Source organism: Methanosarcina subterranea, from assembly GCF_055385895.1.
On sequence record NZ_AP042426.1, the window covers coordinates 4,279,246 to 4,294,163 of the forward strand.

Genomic DNA, 14,918 nt, shown 5'->3' on the forward strand with positions numbered 1-14,918 from the left:
TTTAAAAAACGCAGTAAGGATTGAGAAATTTGTCACTTGAGATTCGGGTAGTGCTTGTTGAACCCATGTACCAGGGAAACGTTGGATCTGTTGCAAGAGCGATGAAAAACTTTGGGTATTCTGATCTTGTTCTGGTAAATCCCTGTGAGCTCGAGGGGCAGGCAAGAGCAATGTCTTCTCACGCAAGGGATGTGCTGGAAGGGGCAAGAGTTACCTCAACCCTTGAAGAAGCCGTAAAAGGCGCAGATCTGCTCGTAGGGACCACAGGGACCTCAAGCCTGAAGACAGGAGAGCATATCCGCCTTCCCCTTTATACTGCCAGGGAATTCAAAGAAAAAATTAAAGAATATAGCGGCACCATTGCAGTCCTTTTCGGGCGTGAAGACAGTGGCTTCAGAAATGACGAACTGAAAGGCTTTGATATGCTTATCACGGTTCCGACTTCAGAGATTTATCCGATAATGAACCTTTCTCATGCGGTTGCAATCGTTCTTTACGAGCTTTCAGAACTCGAAGGGGGGAACAATCCGCTTGCCGAAGGCTTTGACCTGAGGCTTCTTTACGGGCATCTGGATGAACTGCTTGAGGAAATAGATTACCCGGCCCACAAAAAAGATAAAACCTCACTCATGCTCAGGAGAATATTCGGAAGAGCCGGGCTAACCCCGAGAGAAGTCCAGACTCTGAGGGGTATAATAAAGAAAACAGAGAGAAAAATGGGGCTTGCGGCAGAAACCGAAGACCTGCATAAAACGGAAAATTCGGAAAGCATAGAAAAGTTCATATGATAATAAACCTGTTTTACATCAGAATCTATTGTACGTTTTTTAACTTTTTTTAGGATCATTTTTAAGAAGAGATAACCTGATCAAAAATAGAAATTTTAGATAAAAGCCAAGTATTTTTGAGAATGCCATGACAGATATAGAAAGCAAGTGGGACGAGAAATTAAAAAGATTCTTTAAAGACTACTACTGGAATGAAATCCTTCAGCTTGCAAACGAGTATCCAGACCAGCGAAGCCTTGGAGTGGATTTTACAGATATCGAGAAGTTTGACAGGGAGCTTTCTAAAGAGTTTCTTGAGCATCCCGGAGAACTTGTATGTGCAGCTGAAGCTGCCCTGAAAGAAATTGACCTTCCTGTAGAAAAGAATCTTGAGCAGGCTCATGTAAGGATAATAAAAATCCCGAACCGGATTTCTATCAGGGAACTGAGAAGTAAACACCTCTCACGCTTCATTGCAATCGAAGGCATGATAAGGAAGGCCACAGAAGTAAGGCCAAGGATTACTAAAGCCGCCTTCCAGTGCATGAGATGCGGGCACCTTACGATTGTTGAACAGAATAGCTTTAAGTTTGAAGAGCCCTTTTCAGGCTGCGAAAATGAAACCTGCGGAAAGAAAGGGCCTTTCAAGATTGCAATTGAAGATTCTACATTTATTGATGCCCAGAAAGTCCAGATCCAGGAATCTCCAGAAAACCTCAGAGGAGGTTCACAGCCACAGAGCCTTGAGGTGGACGCTGAAGACGACCTCACAGGAAATGTTACCCCCGGAGACCGCGTCATCATTAACGGAGTCCTGAAATCAAGACAGCGCACCCTCAAAGATGGAAAATCCACCTTCTACGACCTGGTACTGGAAGCAAATTCCATCGAACGCCTGGATAAGGATTATGACGAACTGGACATAACTGCTGAAGACGAAGAAGAGATCCTTGAACTTTCCCGTGACCCTGTAATCTACGACAAAATTATTAGCTCTATTGCGCCCTCAATTTATGGATATGAAGACATAAAGGAAGCCCTTGCCCTCCAGCTTTTTTCAGGCGTTGTGAAAAACCTTCCTGACGGTTCCAGAATAAGGGGCGATATCCATATCATGCTCGTAGGAGATCCTGGAATTGCAAAAAGCCAGCTGCTGCGCTATGTGGTTAAACTCTCGCCAAGGGGCGTTTTTACATCAGGGAGAAGTGCATCTGCAAGCGGTTTGACTGCTGCTGCCGTAAAAGATGATATGAATGACGGCAGATGGACAATAGAAGGTGGAGCCCTTGTCATGGCTGATATGGGGATTGCTGCAGTTGACGAAATGGACAAGATGAAGACAGAGGACAAGAGTGCTCTGCATGAGGCAATGGAACAACAGACCATAAGTATAGCTAAGGCAGGGATTATTGCAACCTTGAAATCTCGCTGTGCCCTTCTTGGAGCTGCAAACCCGAAATACGGCCGCTTTGACAGGTATGAAGGACTTGCAGAGCAGATAAGCATGCCTCCAGCCCTTCTTTCCCGTTTTGACCTTATCTTCGTTTTGCTCGATACCCCAAACCACGCCCTTGACAGCAGGATTGCAAACCATATCCTTCAATCGCATTACGCGGGAGAACTTTTTGAACAGCGGCAGAAGCTTCCAGGGTCTCATATTACAGAAGATTTTGTTGATGCAGAAATGGAAGTAATCGAGCCTGTGATCGAAGCAGAAATTATGCGGAAGTACGTTGCATACGCAAGAAAAAACGTGTACCCGGTAATGGAAGAAGACGCACGGAAACACCTTATTAACTTCTATACTGACCTCAGGAAGAGTGGAGAAGGCAAGAATACGCCCGTACCCGTGACAGCAAGGCAACTTGAGGCGCTTGTTCGCCTCTCCGAAGCCAGTGCAAGAATACGCCTGAGTAATATAGTCACTCTGGAAGATGCAAAACGGACTATAAGAATCACCATGAATTGCCTTAAAAACGTGGGTGTTGATCCGGAAACGGGAGCTCTCGATGCAGACATACTTGCTTCTGGCACAAGCATGAGCCAGAGAAATAAAATAAAACTCCTTAAAGATATAATAAAAAAGGTCTGTGAGAGACATCCCGGTGGCAAAGCCCCTCTGGAAGAAGTTTACGCAGAGGCTGAAAACGAACACGGGATAGACAGAGGGCATGCAGAGGAATATATCAAGAAAATGAAGCAGAGAGGCGATATCCTTTCTCCTGATCAGACCCATATCAGGCTCATTAATTAAATCAAAAAGCAGTAATGTCTTATAACCCGAAAAAAAGTTGCTGCACATCAGAAGTGCCCGCAGGCAGGAGCGGTCTACCCATAAACAAAATAATAATGGTTAAGCTGTAAATACTAAAAGGGCGAAATATTACTTAAAAAGGGAAAATATGTATCTAAAGATTTATAAAAATGGAGGGCACATGCTTGTTGCAGCCTGTGATAAGGAAGTGCTCGGAAAAACCCTGAAACACGGTAATGCCGTAGTAGAGATAAGCAAAGCTTTCTATGGAGGAGAGCCTGTCTCTGAGGAAGAACTTCAGAAAGCTCTGGAAGGAGCTACTACTGCAAATCTCTTCGGGGAAAAAACAATTAAATGTGCCATAAAGTGCGGATTTATCGATCCTGACTCCGTAATCATGATCGATTGCGTACCACATGCTCAGGTATTCAGAGTTTGAAAAAACCATTACATTTCACACTGTTGTGTAACTGGTTAAAAGTGGTATATGGCAATTACCGGTTCAACTTTCCGGGCTGGCTCTATAGAGCCAGATAAAAATGAAACCTATAAAAATAAATTACAGAATCGTGATACTGTGAGCGGAAATATCGAAGGAGCCGGGATCAGAATGCTGACTGAAGGAGAACTGATTTCCGGGGTTGTGGAAAAACACAAAAGGCTTCTGGAAGAATACCAAAAAGAGTTTGAAGAACTGGACAGCAGGCTGAACCAGTTTGAAGAAGACACAAAAAATGCTAGAATTTCCAGAGCCCGGATGGCGGAGCGAAAAGAAGTCCTGAAGGAAAAGAGACAGCAGTATTACCATCAGGCAGAAGGACTGCTCGAAAAGGAGCTCTTCCCGAAACTGGATCCTTTAACTGCTGATAAAATAAAGGAAGATATTAAAAAACTTAAAGGACAGATCGAACCCGAAGAGGAACAGGGACTTAAAGACTCTTTTATGGAAAACCTGCACGAACTCGCCAGGGAAAAAGGAGTTGGAGAAAGCCTTCTACTACAAACCAGAGCCAGAATGGAGGAAGCTAGAAACTCAAACCTGGAATTAAAGGAAATAAAAGAGTCTGAAAAACAACTTGAAGAGGATGATGGAAGCAAAAACATTGAAATATCCAAAGATAAACCCCAGCACAAATGGCTCAGCAGCAAAATAAAAGACCATCAAGAAGCCCTGAGTTACTGGGAAAAACAAAAAGTATAACAGTTTTCGGAAAACACGTGGGTGTAAGACATGAACAACGACGTTTCAACAGCAGAAACTGCAACGGCCGACCTTTCAAACCTTAACGAACGGGAGCTCAAGGGCAGAGTGAACGAGCTCAGGAGCAGGATAGAGAAAAGCGAAAGGCAATTGGCTTCGATTTTTAAGGAACTGAAAATAAACAGGACCGATATCGACGAATTGAAAGAAAAGAGAGACTCTCTAAACCATCAGGTTAAGGAAAGGGTTGCAAAAGCACAGTCACTAAGAGACCGACGTGACGAGATTAATAAGCAAATTGGCGAGTATAAGGGGAGAAGGAGCGACGTAAATTCCAAAACTCAGGAACTTTTTTCGGGAATTGCGGGCCTCAAGGAACAGCGTGATGAGTGTAATAAACTATCTCACGGAAGCGTAGAATCTCTCTCAAGAGCGTATGAGGCTGAACTGGACGCTCTTTTAAATAAAGAACTTCCCCTTGCAGTGGAAGTAAAGATAGTCCAGAAATTAAGTGATCTGGGCACACGCCTTGGAGCTGCAAAGAAGGCAAACGAATTACATGCACAGATCCAGGAGAGTTATAAAGAATCCAAGGGAATTCATAAAGAAGGGGATGAATTTCACGAGAAAATTCAGGCACTTTCGGATGAATCTCAGGCGTGCCACCTGGAAATGCTCGAAAACTTCAAGGCAGCAGATGAAATCCGAAAAGAAGCAAATATGTATCATGCCCAGCTTACGGATAAAATCGCAAACATAAATTCTATCAAAGAAAAAATCGACCCTCTCAAGAATGGCATCGCAGGCAGCCGAAAAGATCTCTCATTATACCTTGACAGGCTAAAGGACCTTCAGCTAACGAAAGATGAGCATAAAGTAAGCCAGAAGCACAGTGACGCCCGCGAAAAACTGCAGAAGAATGCTCGCCTCAGCCTGGAAGACCTTAAGCTCCTTATAGAGAAAGGAGATGTAAAGTTCTCTACAAACGACTGAGAAAGCAAAAAAGAGCAAAAGCAAAAAGAGCAAAAGCAAAAAAGAGCAAAAAATAAACAGAATCAACGGTAGAAAGCCGATACTTAAGAAGTCTGTGTTAGGTATTTCAGACTTATCTATTTCATGGGGAACTCTCGTTTAAAAACTTAGTTCCCACCTTGGAAAAAATGTTTCCTTTTTAAAGATATAGTTTGGTTTTCAGATCTGCCCTCACTTTTAGGTCTGATCCTTATTTTTAAAAAAGGCATAAAAACAGCTCAACAAACTACTATTTCTAAAGCATTTATTTTAATTCGTTTAATTTTATTCAGTTATTTCTAACCCTAATTTGACAGAAGTATAAATATTAAAATGAATAAATGAGTTTCATGCCCCTGTTTCCTTCATAAAATTGAAGTTTCTATGAAGTGTTCTCTGATTTTTGCTATTTTCACATTCCCGAAAAATTATATGTCGATACGACACGTTTTTTGTAAGGAGATACTTTATCAATTAGTGAATTCTGTCAAATTCGGGTTCTAAAGCATTTATTTAATCCAGTTATTTTAATTCAGTTATTTTAATTCAATTATTTCAAATTATTTGTTGTGAACTACCCCCACCTGCAAATCTGATGATTTGCGAGGAAGGGGCTTCTTGCTTCATTCCTCGAACTACTGTTCACAAGTCCACAAGCCCATCCTCTACGTTCCGTAGGTGTCAGATAACTATTAGATTTTGATCTTGAAGAGAGAATTTTTTGATATTGATAGCGGCGTTTATATCCCTGTCATGTTTTGTTTTACAATCAGGACATTCCCATTCTCTTACTTCTAAAATTAATTCTTTATTATAATAACCGCAAACATTACATATCTTACTAGATGGTTCAAACGTCCCTATCCTCAAAACTATTTTTCCGTACCACTCAGCTTTATACATTAGTTTTGTAATAAAGCTTGACCATCCAGCATCAGATATTGATTGAGCTAGACAGTGGTTCTTTTCATTCCTTTTACATTCAGAGTTTCCAACGCTATAGCTTGGTTCTCGCTTATTAATCTAAAAGAGAGTTGATGTTGGAAATTAGTTCTCTGGCTAGTAATAATCTCATGAATTTTGGCAAGATGATGTCTTGCTTTATTTCTATTTTTAGAGCCTTTCTGTTTTCTTGACACTCTTTTTTGAAGAACTTTAAGCCTTTGAAATGAGTTTTTCAGGTATTTCGGATTCTCTATTTTTTCTCCATTGGAAAGAACTGCAAAATCCTTAATACCTACATCAATTCCTATGGTACTTGATTCTGATATTTCTTGTTTTTCAGGGGGTTCTTCTCCGTCATCTACAAGAATAGATATGAAGAACTTTCCAGTATTTGATCTTGAAATAGTTGCAGTTTTCATTTCCCCTTCAAATCTTCTATGAAGAACTGCTTCAACTTCACCCAATTTAGGGAGCTTGATTACATTTCTATCAAAATCTACTGTATAATGTTGTGGTATTTGATAAGACTGTACTGGATTTTTCTTAGATTTGAAATTGGGAAATCCAGATTTTTCTCTAAAGAATTTTGTAAATGCTGATTCTACATTTACCAAAGAGACAAGTAGAGCCTGAGAATTAGCTTTTTTCAACCATTCATTAGAAGGTTTGACTTCATGAACTAAAATCCTTTGTAAGTCAAACCTTGATATTGATTTATTATTTTGTTGATAAGTTTTAATTTTCTGTTCTAAAGCCCAATTATAGACAAATCTACATGCACCAAAATGAAGAGTTATTAGTTCTTCTTGATTTTTATTTGGGTAGATTCGGTATTTATAGGCTTTTAACATACTATATTATATGGTTTAAAGAGATATATAAATTCCGTTAAACCTATTATAATGAAGTTGACGGCTTTTATCCCCCACCTGTCGGGCTACGCCCTCCGAGGAAGGGGACTTCCCGCCTTAGAGTTAAATCACTTATTTAAAATCATTTTTTCCTGTGTCTTCCCGCAAAAAATCCAGTTACCAGAAGAACAGATCCAAGCCCCAGAAGAAAAAGGGGCAGATCAAAACCTTCTGCCTGATTTTCAAATACAGGAGGGATAGAAGAGTTATTGTCAGAGCTACTGGAAGGAGGAATTACCGGGGTCTGAGGCATAGGAAGTTTTGGATTAAGGTGCTGATATACTGGAGAGAACTTTACCAGCACTCCATTGGCCCCACCATATATAGTGTCCACTGTAAGGTTCAGAATCTCTGTGGAGTTATTAGAATATACAAAAGTGTCGCCCTCGCCGACAATAGAGTCTTCAAGAAAAACATCGTTTCTGCGCAGTTCGATCCATACCCTGCTACCTTCAGAATTGGCACCTTTTACGTAAATCTGATAATCCTGCAAGAAGGTGTAATAGTTGCCTGACCGCACGTAAACCTCATCTCCATCAATTAAAATAATAGAGAGCTTCTCATTATTTGCACCTGCGACAGGAAAAACTACATAAGAGATAATAATTGAAAAGAAAAAAAAGATCGTGGCAGAGAAAAAAAGTGCAGGGAGAAAATTCATTCCTTCCCTGTCTTTTTTTCCGTGTTTATTTGGGGCGCGCATAAATGCATCTACCTGCAATAATTTCTTCCTTAGTATCATCTGCCTTGCGGATTATAAGTGCTCCGTCCGGGGTTACTCCAACAGCTTTGCCCTCTATAATCCTGGAGGGTGTGGTGACCTTTACTTCCCTACCAATTGTATCCGAGAGTGCAAGCCAGTCATTGAGGATCTGGGAAAATGGCTGGGTCTTGAAATTTATGTATTGCTGTTCAAGCTCAAAGAGAAAGTCCTGCAGGAACGAAACTCTTCTTATATGTTTTCCAAGCTCAACTTTCAGAGTGGTTGAGCCTGCACGAAAAGACTCAGGGATATCCTTTAAATCCATATTTACATTGATCCCTATTCCGAGAACAACGTAATCCACCCTGTCCACTTCAGCCTTTGCTTCGGTAAGGATCCCGCATACTTTCTTTCCATTTATACGGACATCATTTGGCCATTTGATGCGGGCGTCAAGCCCGAGGTCGCGGATTACATTTGCAACTGCAAGCCCGGTAACAAGGGTTAGCCTTGAGGCGTGCCTGAGAGGAATACCGGGCTTCAGGATCACAGACATCCATATTCCGCCGTGGGGTGAGACCCATTCCCTGCCCATGCGGCCCCTGCCTCCCTTCTGTATCTCAGCAATAACAAGAGCTCCTTCTTCTTCGGAAGCTGCAATTTCTTTAGCAACACTGTTGGTGGAGCTAACTTCCTCGAAGTAATGGATCTTCTGCCCCAGAAGAGTCGTTTTGAGACCCATCTGGATCTCATCAGGGTACAGCAGTTGAGGCACAGATTTCAGGACATAGCCCCTCTTCGGGGAAGATTCGATTTCATATCCATCGGCCTGGAGGGATTTGATATATTTCCATACCATAGTCCTGGAAATCCCAAGCTTGAGACCCAGTTCTTCCCCAGAAACAGGGGTTTTCTGTGCATCTTTAAGTGCTTTAATAATTCGAGATCGTTTATCTCCCATCCGTGCACCCCATACAAATGTATACGTTCCACCGTATATATTCTCTTAGTCCAAACATATTATTCATATCAAACAGGCCGGAATCTCTCTTTCCGGTTTTCCGGAGAGTGAACGGGATCACCGCTGTGTTTTCTGGGCCATGTTAACATAGGCATGTACAGCAGCTGTGATCGCTGCAACCTTCTTGTCTTTTGCCTCGAGAGCAGAAGCCAGAGTAGCTCCTTTTTCACTATCAGCCTTAACGACCTCTTCCACAGCCTCAAGGATATTCTGCTCTTCAATGAAACCGGTTGTCAGGTCACCCCTGCGAAACGCGGGGTTCCGCATAACAGCTTTATGGAAAGGAATGTTGGTTTTTACTCCTACGACCACATATTCATAAAGCGCTCTTTCCATCCTGGCAATAGCGTCTTCTCTTTTTCTTGACCAGACGCAGAGTTTGGAAATCATGGAGTCGTAATAGGGAGAGATTGTATAACCTGTATGCACACCGCTGTCCACTCTTACTCCGGGTCCTCCGGCAGAACGGTATCTCCGAATCTTTCCCGGGGAAGGGGCAAAATCGTTTAAGGGGTCCTCAGCATTTATCCTGCATTCGATTGCGTGCCCATCGATAACTATATCTTCCTGCTCAAACTCGAGTTTTTCACCCCAGGCAACCCTGAGTTGCTCTCTTACGATATCAATACCCGTAACCATTTCAGTGATCCCATGTTCCACCTGCAGGCGGGTATTGACTTCAAGGAAATAGAAATTTCCTTTAGAGTAAAGGAATTCAACGGTCCCTGCGTTTACATAACCGATTGCTTTTGCGACCTTTACAGCAGCGTCCCCCATTTGCTTCCGGAGTTCGGGAGTCATTATAGGGGAAGGAGCCTCTTCAATTAACTTCTGGTGTCTCCTCTGGATAGAGCATTCCCTGTCCGAGAGGTAAACCGTATTACCATAAGAGTCGGCAAGTATCTGGATCTCTATGTGCCTTGGCTCTTCCACATACTTTTCAATAAACACGGAAGAGTCCCCGAAAGCCGAACCTGCCATCTGCCGCGTGGAACTCAGGGATGTAGCAAATTCTTCCCTGCAATGAACAACTTTCATTCCTATTCCACCGCCTCCTGCAGATGCCTTGATAAGGACCGGATAACCGATCTTTTCAGCAACTTCCAGAGCTTCACCCACATCCTCAACTGCGTCCTTTGTTCCGGGCACGACAGGCACTCCGGCTTTCATCATCAGGTGCCTAGCTCGGATTTTGCTTCCCATTTCGGCAATTACGTGGCTTGGAGGACCTATGAAAATGATACCCTCTTCCTCACAGCGTTTTGCAAAGACAGGGTTTTCGGAAAGAAATCCGTAGCCAGGATGGATTGCATCGGCTCCGGTATCCTTTGCAACTGCGATGATGGCTTCCATGTTCAGATAACTCTGGCTGGAAGGTGCAGGGCCTATCAGGTAGGCTTCATCTGCATACTTGGCAAAAAGGGCATTTTTGTCAGCCTCCGAACAGACAGCTACAGTGGAAATTCCAAGCTCCCGACAGGCACGCATGACTCTGATTGCTATTTCACCACGGTTTGAAACGAGTACTTTTTTGAACATAATACCTTCCACCTTGCTCAATTCATTCGATTGACAGTATTATGTCACCAGGAGCGACAGTATCCCCTTCGGAAACAAAAATTTCCTTAATGATTCCTGAATGTGGAGCATGAACCGCGTTTTCCATTTTCATGGCTTCGATAACAGCAACCGTGTCCCCTTCTTTGACGGTATCTTCTACCTTGACCTTAAGGGAAAGTATCATGCCCTGCATTGAACAGGTGACTCCTCCTTTGATGGATTCGGGGCCTGGCTTTTTAGGGGATGCCTCGGAGATGGAAACTCCGCCGAGAGGCTCGATCTTGACTTCGTAAACCTCGTCGTCCACCTCAACCCTGAAATGAGTCGGGATAGCATAATCCTGAGGAGTTGCAGGGGCAGGGGCAATAACTGCCAGGGATTCTTCTTCCATTTCTCCTTTCAGGAACTTAGGAGCAATTGCCGGGTAAAGGATGTATGTAAGGATATCTTCTTCGGATTTTGCAATGCCCATTTCCTCTGCTTCTTTTCTTCTCTTTTCGTATTCAGGCTTGAGAAGGTCGGCAGGGCGGCAGTGAATCGGCTCTTCATCACCTATGATCTTTCCGATGATCTCAGGGCTAATCGGCGCAGGAGAGCGCCCGTAGAGCCCGCGTACATAGTCTTTTACCTCTTTAGGAATGACCTTATAGCGTTCTCCCATGAGCACGTTAAGTACAGCCTGTGTGCCTACAATCTGACTTGTAGGAGTAACAAGAGGCGGATACCCGAGCTCTTTTCGGACTTTTGGCATCTCATCAAGCACAGCTGCATACTTGTCAAGGGCATTCTGCTCTTTTAGCTGGGAAACAAGATTGGAGAGCATGCCTCCGGGTATCTGGTAGATAAGGACATTGGTGTCTATCTGTTCGGAAATAGGGTCAAGAATTCCGCGGTACTTGTCCTTCAGGTCTTTAAAATACCTGACAGCTTCTTCAAAAGCTCCAAGGTCAAGCCCGGTATCATATGGTGTTCCCTTAAGGGCTGCAACAACGGTCTCGGTAGGAGGCTGGGAGGTCCCCCATGCCAGAGGAGAGAGAGCTGTGTCCAGAACATCTACCCCAACACTACAGGCTGCCATATAGCTCATCGGAGCCATGCCCGAGGTGCAGTGGCAATGAAGAGAAATGGGGATGGAGATCTCTTTTTTCATGGCACTGATTATCTTCGTAGCCTCATTGGGAGAGAGAAGCCCTGCCATATCCTTTATGCAGAGAGAGTCACATTCCAGCTCTTCGAGCTGCTTTGCAAGTTCTACGTATTTTTCTACCGTATGTACCGGACTTATGGTGTAGCAGACCGTGCCCTGTACATGAGCTCCCAGTCCTTTTGCCACTTTAATAGATAGTTCCATGTTCCGGATGTCATTGACCGCATCAAAAACCCGGAAGATGTCAATGCCGTTTTCATAGGCTTTGGTGACGAACTTTTCAACCACATCGTCCGAATAGTGCCTGTACCCTACAAGGTTCTGGCCACGGAGAAGCATCTGAGCATCTGTATTCTTCATCTTTTTCTTGAGATCCCTGAGGCGCTGCCAGGGGTCTTCGTTAAGGTAGCGAATACAGGAGTCAAAGGTGGCACCTCCCCACATTTCCAGGGAAAAATACCCAATCTGGTCCAGTTGTTCAACCACTTCGAGCATGTCCCTTGTCCGCATCCTGGTTGCCAGGAGGGACTGGTGTGCATCCCGGAGGACGGTTTCAGTAATTTTTACGCGCATGGATGAGCCTCTTAAATCGAACCAAAAACAGAATTCATTGAAAATACTCATCTGTGCCTTCTCTAGAGAGATTATTCCAGAGTTTCCTGAGTATCGGGGGCTTGTCTTCTGATCTGGTTCTGTCAAAGCATAGAAATCTCCTGATGGCGGTTGATTGCAGCAATCTGCAATTTACCTGGAGAGGAGATTAATCCGATTAAGCATAACCGAATCTCCAGCACCGCATAATCTGGCAGGAGAAATTAATATTACAGATACAGCCGCAAAACTCAATTTGTCTTGCGTCGATACGAATATTTTTTAATAATACCATTGTTAACAGCTAAATACCTTTCGCATCGTTAACATAAGAAGATATTCTTTTCAAAAAGTTCCGGATAAAAAATGATCAGGATACAGTAAAAAGTATGAGCTTGATAAAGAAGCGGGATACCTGATAGAGAAAGTAGGATTGATGGAGAAAGTAAAATAATACAGTCGAGATAAAAGTGAAAACAAAAAAGAAATAAAAGAATAAAAAAGAAGTTTACTTTCCGGAAAATACACTTTTTTACTTTCGCCCGACAAAGAGCCACTGGTCATAAGTACCTTCAGAATCCGTATTGTCCACAATCTCTCCCTCGACTCCGACCTTAAGGAGAGTATCGGCAAGGATTTCAATCTCAGGCTTACTGCTTACGGTAAAGAGCAGGACAGCCCCGTCAGCTGCAACCGAGACAGCTTCTCTCATTATGCCGGTCCAGAGCTCTTTGTTAAATTCATATACAAGCCCCAGCATAAAGCCCATTACTGCATCAAAACTACCGGGCTCGAAATATCTTGAAATGGCTGTTGCATCCATAACCACAGACCTTTGCGGGTTCAGGACCTGCTGCTCTAGACCCTGACAGACAGTACACTTATTGATTTCTATGGCAAGGGGATCCAGCCCGAGCCTGTAGAGTGCGAGCGTTGACATCCCGTTCCCACAGCAGACCTCAAGGAGCCTACCTTCAGGGTAACAGCCTTTTTTTCGGAGAAGTTCAAAAATTTCTGTGACCCTCTTTACGCGATTTTCTGAAAAAACACTTTTGTAGGACTCAGGTTTGACAGAGCAGCCCGGACAAAGGTTCCGGCTAACAAGCATAAGGGAATAATATTCATTTATTGCGTTCCGCCAGGTTTCGGAAGAAAGCTCAATATCCTTCTCAGGAGGGATGAAGGGAAGAAAGGAGTCTGCAAGGGCCTCAAATCTGGTTTTCATGGGCATTGATGCAAGGGCTCCGGTGAACACTGACCAGAAATTTACAGGAACATTTTCATCTGCAGGATTGAAAAACAGCAATCCCAGTGTATGCCCTGCCTCCCTGACCCTTATAAGCCGAATATCCCCTGCACCCGGGAAGTTTCGGACTCTGTTAAGATATTGGAGCGTACGCTCAGGAGTCCTCTGGGAGGTGTAACTTTCTTCTACAAGGTAGATCTCTTCATTTATGCCAAGGAGTTCCTGTAAGAGCATGTTTGACTAGATTCGAATAATGTGATATCAAGATTTCGAAAAAAAGATCCAAAAGAGATCCAAAAGAGATCCGAAAGAGATTCAAAACGAAGCGATAAAAATTGACAATGTCCATCAAATAAAAGGTTTAAAAGATTTACAGGATTTATGAAGGGTCTGATGCATAATAGAGGCAAAAAAAGTATTCTCCTGTACTTTCAAGAACTGAAAGTAATTGAAAAAATCAGGGCAAGAGTTTACAGGTATTAGAGAATCTTTATAAAAATAATTAAAATCCGAAAGAGAGGTAAATAGGCTTTACAAAGTAAATAAAGGGGAAAAAGAGCATTAAAAGCTGAATAAGAAGTGAAGAAAACTCCGATATAAGCAAAGGTATTTATAGAATCTGATTACAAAATCAGAGATTAGAAGGAATTTATAATAACGAAAAAGAAGCTTGGAGGATTAATATGGCAGCAAAAGTTATACCGTTTGCACCAATCGAGCGTTTAATAAGGACAGCAGGTGCCCACAGAGTAAGCGAGAGCGCAGGAATGGCTCTTACGGAAATCCTGGAAGAATACGGGCTTCAGATTTCAAAAGAAGCTATAAAACTCGCAGAACACGCCGGGAGAAAAACCGTAAAGGCTGAGGATATAAAACTGGCAAAAGAAATGCTGTAAATTAAAAGATATATCTCAGGCAAGCAACCTCAGATTTTGATAGTGTAAGCATACAGCGTCAACACTTTTAGCATCAACTTAAATGAGCATATTACAAAAAGTATTAAAGAAACTGGACCGGAAGAAACTGGACCGGAAGAAACTGGACTGCCAGCTCTTTGAAATACCGGCACAATCGTACAAATGCCGCTGTAATGGATAAAAAGAACTGAAAAATGTGTTTGGACTAAAAAGAAAGAAATGCTGAAAAACAGCATTTTTCCTATTTTTACATATCCTTATTATGCAGTTGCGGATTCAACCTCAACTATAGTGAGAGATTCCACAGGGCAAATCTTTGAGCAGGCTCCGCAGCGGATGCAGATTTCATCACTGATGATTGCAATCCCGTCAATGATCCGGATTGCAAGTTCAGCAGTTTCAGGATCAAAATCATCATTTTTCATTATTTTTGCGTTCACAGGGCAAACGGAATAACAGATGCCGCACCCAATACACTTTTCGGACTGAACTATTTTTTTGTTTTTCTTATCTGCCTTTGCCATTAAACATCACCTCAAAAAACTACAGAGAATTGCCAGACAACGGAGAATATACAGTGTGAGAAGCTGTAAAAGCAGGACTGGCTGCAAATATAAAGAGAAATTTATATTTGTTCTGTCTAT

The 14,918-nt window shown here is 42.7% G+C and carries 12 protein-coding genes and 1 pseudogene; 6 read left to right on the forward strand and 7 right to left on the reverse strand.

Annotated features, from left to right (window positions below; translation table 11 throughout):
* Nucleotides 1–29: 29 nt before the first annotated feature.
* From ACZ5A8_RS18670 to ACZ5A8_RS18690, 5 genes are all read left to right on the forward strand, one after another.
* Entirely contained in the window at nt 30–788 is a 759-nt protein-coding gene (locus tag ACZ5A8_RS18670) for an RNA methyltransferase (RefSeq protein WP_464530860.1), read from the forward strand.
* 127 nt (nt 789–915) lie between these two features.
* Nucleotides 916–3,021: a minichromosome maintenance protein MCM gene (locus ACZ5A8_RS18675; RefSeq protein WP_229390081.1), complete on the forward strand. Its 2,106-nt coding sequence runs from the start codon at nt 916–918 to the stop codon at nt 3,019–3,021.
* A 148-nt stretch (nt 3,022–3,169) separates the two neighbouring features.
* Nucleotides 3,170–3,460, forward strand: a complete 291-nt coding sequence (locus ACZ5A8_RS18680; RefSeq protein ID WP_464530861.1) for a DUF424 domain-containing protein — start codon at nt 3,170–3,172, stop codon at nt 3,458–3,460.
* A gap of 138 nt (nt 3,461–3,598) precedes the next feature.
* Complete coding sequence (locus ACZ5A8_RS18685) at nt 3,599–4,222, forward strand: hypothetical protein (protein WP_464530863.1); 624 nt, start codon at nt 3,599–3,601, stop codon at nt 4,220–4,222.
* Nucleotides 4,223–4,252: 30 nt separating this feature from the next.
* Entirely contained in the window at nt 4,253–5,215 is a 963-nt protein-coding gene (locus ACZ5A8_RS18690) for a coiled-coil protein (protein ID WP_229390084.1), read from the forward strand.
* Between the two features lie 699 nt (nt 5,216–5,914).
* Here the strand turns inward: ACZ5A8_RS18690 and tnpB are convergent.
* The 6 genes and pseudogenes from tnpB to ACZ5A8_RS18720 form a co-directional block, all read right to left on the reverse strand.
* Nucleotides 5,915–7,029: pseudogene (gene tnpB, locus ACZ5A8_RS18695) on the reverse strand (IS200/IS605 family element RNA-guided endonuclease TnpB).
* Nucleotides 7,030–7,171: 142 nt separating this feature from the next.
* The gene (locus tag ACZ5A8_RS18700) at nt 7,172–7,792 is read right to left on the reverse strand and encodes an S-layer protein domain-containing protein (protein ID WP_464530864.1); all 621 of its coding nucleotides are present in this window, start codon (nt 7,790–7,792) and stop codon (nt 7,172–7,174) included.
* Nucleotides 7,776–8,753, reverse strand: coding sequence for a biotin--[acetyl-CoA-carboxylase] ligase (locus ACZ5A8_RS18705; protein WP_229390086.1), 978 nt, complete (start codon nt 8,751–8,753; stop codon nt 7,776–7,778). Before ACZ5A8_RS18705 ends, ACZ5A8_RS18700 begins: the two co-directional genes overlap by 17 nt.
* A 117-nt stretch (nt 8,754–8,870) precedes the next feature.
* The gene (locus ACZ5A8_RS18710; protein WP_464530865.1) at nt 8,871–10,352 is read right to left on the reverse strand and encodes an acetyl-CoA carboxylase biotin carboxylase subunit; all 1,482 of its coding nucleotides are present in this window, start codon (nt 10,350–10,352) and stop codon (nt 8,871–8,873) included.
* A gap of 22 nt (nt 10,353–10,374) precedes the next feature.
* Nucleotides 10,375–12,093: a sodium-extruding oxaloacetate decarboxylase subunit alpha gene (gene oadA / locus ACZ5A8_RS18715; protein ID WP_464530866.1), complete on the reverse strand. Its 1,719-nt coding sequence runs from the start codon at nt 12,091–12,093 to the stop codon at nt 10,375–10,377.
* A gap of 550 nt (nt 12,094–12,643) precedes the next feature.
* Nucleotides 12,644–13,591 (reverse strand): class I SAM-dependent methyltransferase, encoded by a 948-nt coding sequence (locus tag ACZ5A8_RS18720; RefSeq protein ID WP_464530868.1) that lies wholly within the window; start codon nt 13,589–13,591, stop codon nt 12,644–12,646.
* Between the two features lie 449 nt (nt 13,592–14,040).
* On the opposite strand from ACZ5A8_RS18720, the gene ACZ5A8_RS18725 reads away from it, so the two are divergent.
* Entirely contained in the window at nt 14,041–14,253 is a 213-nt protein-coding gene (locus tag ACZ5A8_RS18725) for a histone family protein (RefSeq protein ID WP_011033762.1), read from the forward strand.
* 281 nt (nt 14,254–14,534) lie between these two features.
* Here the strand turns inward: ACZ5A8_RS18725 and ACZ5A8_RS18730 are convergent, their stop codons facing one another.
* The gene (locus tag ACZ5A8_RS18730) at nt 14,535–14,798 is read right to left on the reverse strand and encodes a 4Fe-4S dicluster domain-containing protein (RefSeq protein ID WP_229390089.1); all 264 of its coding nucleotides are present in this window, start codon (nt 14,796–14,798) and stop codon (nt 14,535–14,537) included.
* Nucleotides 14,799–14,918: the final 120 nt, after the last annotated feature.

Excerpts from the sequence above, each read along its gene's own strand:
- ACZ5A8_RS18675 (WP_229390081.1), top strand. The coding sequence starts at position 916 with ATGACAGATATAGAAAGCAAGTGGGACGAGAAATTAAAAAGATTCTTT.
- ACZ5A8_RS18680 (WP_464530861.1), top strand. The coding sequence starts at position 3,170 with ATGTATCTAAAGATTTATAAAAATGGAGGGCACATGCTTGTTGCAGCC.
- ACZ5A8_RS18690 (WP_229390084.1), top strand. The coding sequence starts at position 4,253 with ATGAACAACGACGTTTCAACAGCAGAAACTGCAACGGCCGACCTTTCA.
- ACZ5A8_RS18700 (WP_464530864.1), bottom strand. The coding sequence starts at position 7,792 with ATGCGCGCCCCAAATAAACACGGAAAAAAAGACAGGGAAGGAATGAAT.
- ACZ5A8_RS18705 (WP_229390086.1), bottom strand. The coding sequence starts at position 8,753 with ATGGGAGATAAACGATCTCGAATTATTAAAGCACTTAAAGATGCACAG.
- ACZ5A8_RS18710 (WP_464530865.1), bottom strand. The coding sequence starts at position 10,352 with ATGTTCAAAAAAGTACTCGTTTCAAACCGTGGTGAAATAGCAATCAGA.
- oadA (WP_464530866.1), bottom strand. The coding sequence starts at position 12,093 with ATGCGCGTAAAAATTACTGAAACCGTCCTCCGGGATGCACACCAGTCC.
- ACZ5A8_RS18720 (WP_464530868.1), bottom strand. The coding sequence starts at position 13,591 with ATGCTCTTACAGGAACTCCTTGGCATAAATGAAGAGATCTACCTTGTA.
- ACZ5A8_RS18725 (WP_011033762.1), top strand. The coding sequence starts at position 14,041 with ATGGCAGCAAAAGTTATACCGTTTGCACCAATCGAGCGTTTAATAAGG.
- ACZ5A8_RS18730 (WP_229390089.1), bottom strand. The coding sequence starts at position 14,798 with ATGGCAAAGGCAGATAAGAAAAACAAAAAAATAGTTCAGTCCGAAAAG.